At 72.8% G+C, this 1,707-nt stretch carries 1 protein-coding gene; it reads right to left on the bottom strand.

The annotated features are described in order from the left end of the window. Positions 1–51: 51 nt before the first annotated feature. The coding region (locus tag GT354_RS50385; RefSeq protein ID WP_161364956.1) for a DUF2264 domain-containing protein at positions 52–1,707 on the bottom strand (1,656 nt) is incomplete at its 5' end.

Here is a 1,707-nt window from a genome sequence, read left to right as displayed (position 1 = left end):
CGCGACACCGAACACTCGATCCACCCCCAACGCGCCGCTCCCAGCCGGGACTTACCCGATCGGGCTCACCGACCACACGCCGGTGCGATCCCGCCGAATCCGGTCCACTGTCCCGTCGCCCCACGAGACGTCGACCCCGGCTCCCCCCGCAACTCCCGTCACTGCCGCGGTCACCTGCGGTGCCGGGGTCGTCGGGGCGTCGGTCCACGTCAGCGACACGACGCTTGCGGACAGCCCCCGTGACACCGTGCCCTCCAGCGCCGGCACCATCGCCCACTCGCCGTACGCGGTTCCGTGCGGGGCCGCCAGGACGCTCGCCCGTTCCCAGCCGAGGACGCCACTCAGCGTGCTGCGGACCGAGGCGGTGGCGACCTCGGCGTCGACGCCGGCCACCGACGACCGAAGCGCGTCGTCGGACTCTCCCGCGGGCGCCCAACCCGTTTCCCGTACGGCCGTTCCGGCCGGGGCTTCGATCCGATGTACCCGCACCTCGTACGGGCCCCGCACCACGCTCACCGACTCGATCCGCGCGTTCGGGACGGCCGTGGTCGGTATGTGGGCGGAAGCCGCCCATCCCGCGCCCGCGCCCAAGGGTTCGATCAGGCCGCGCTCGGTCACCCGGCCGTCGAGGACCAGGCCCACGTGGTTGTCCGCCGGATCGCCGGCTCGGGTGGGGCCGGTGAGGGTGGAATACGCCAGGCGCGCGTACAGCGGATCGTCCGGCGCCGTGGCGTCGCCCTGTTGGTGGTCGCTGCCGTGATTGACCAGGCGGGCGACGCCTCGGCCGGCGTGTACGAGCAGCCCCGGCCCGGCCAGTCCCCGCCCGACGTCAAGACCTTCGGCCGGACCGGGCAACTCCCTCGCGGTCCACACCTCGTGGTCGTCGGGGAGCAGCAGTCCGACGAAGCCTTTGGCCGCCCAGTACGGCGAGGCCGAGCCCGAATAGGGCTGGATCGTCGCGGCGTCCGGGCCGTACCAGCCCAGCGACAGCAGCCCGTCGCGCGCTGCGCCCCGGTCCAGGAAGTGCCGCAGCACACCACTGGCCAGGCGCCGGGTCGCCCCGGGCGCCAGCGGTGTCGCGTCGGTGAGGGCGCCCATCCACAGGGGTGCCGCCGCCGCGAACCGGTAGGTCAGCGACCGCCCTTGGTGCAGCGGCGCGCCCTCGCGGTCGAACAGCAACCCGTAGCCGTCGAGGAAAATGCGCAGCCGCTCTCGGGCGATCCGATCCGGTGTCGAGCCCGCGGCCACCGCGCACAGCAGCGGGTACAGGTGCATGGCCCAGCCGTTGTAGTGGTCGAAGCAGCGTCCCGCGCCGTCCGTGTACCAGCCGTCGCCGACGTACCAGTCCTCGATCCGAGCGAGGCCGCGCTCGATCGCGGCGCGGGACTCGTCGGGGAAGAAGCCGGCCGCCTCCAGGAACGTGCCCACCGCCACCGGGAACAGCCACCAGTTGTTGTCGACCGGCTCGTGCCGCAGGGCGCCGGCGAGCCAGGTCGCCGCTTGTTCGCGGGTGGCCTCGTCCAGCGCGTCCCACAGCTGACCCTTCGTCAGATGCAGGGCCAGTGCGATCGATGCGGCCTCGACCATGGCCTGGCCACGATCGACCACGTCCGGCCAACGCTCCGAGTCGTCCGAGCCGGAACCAAAGCCGGAGCCAGAGCCAGAGCCGGAACCAGAACCAAAGCCGGAGCCAGAGCCAGAGCCAGA

Source organism: Streptomyces sp. SID3343, from assembly GCF_009865215.1.
Lineage (GTDB): Bacteria > Actinomycetota > Actinomycetes > Streptomycetales > Streptomycetaceae > Embleya.
The sequence above is the reverse complement of the archived record's forward strand: the minus strand, read 5'-3'. Positions and strand labels throughout refer to the sequence as shown.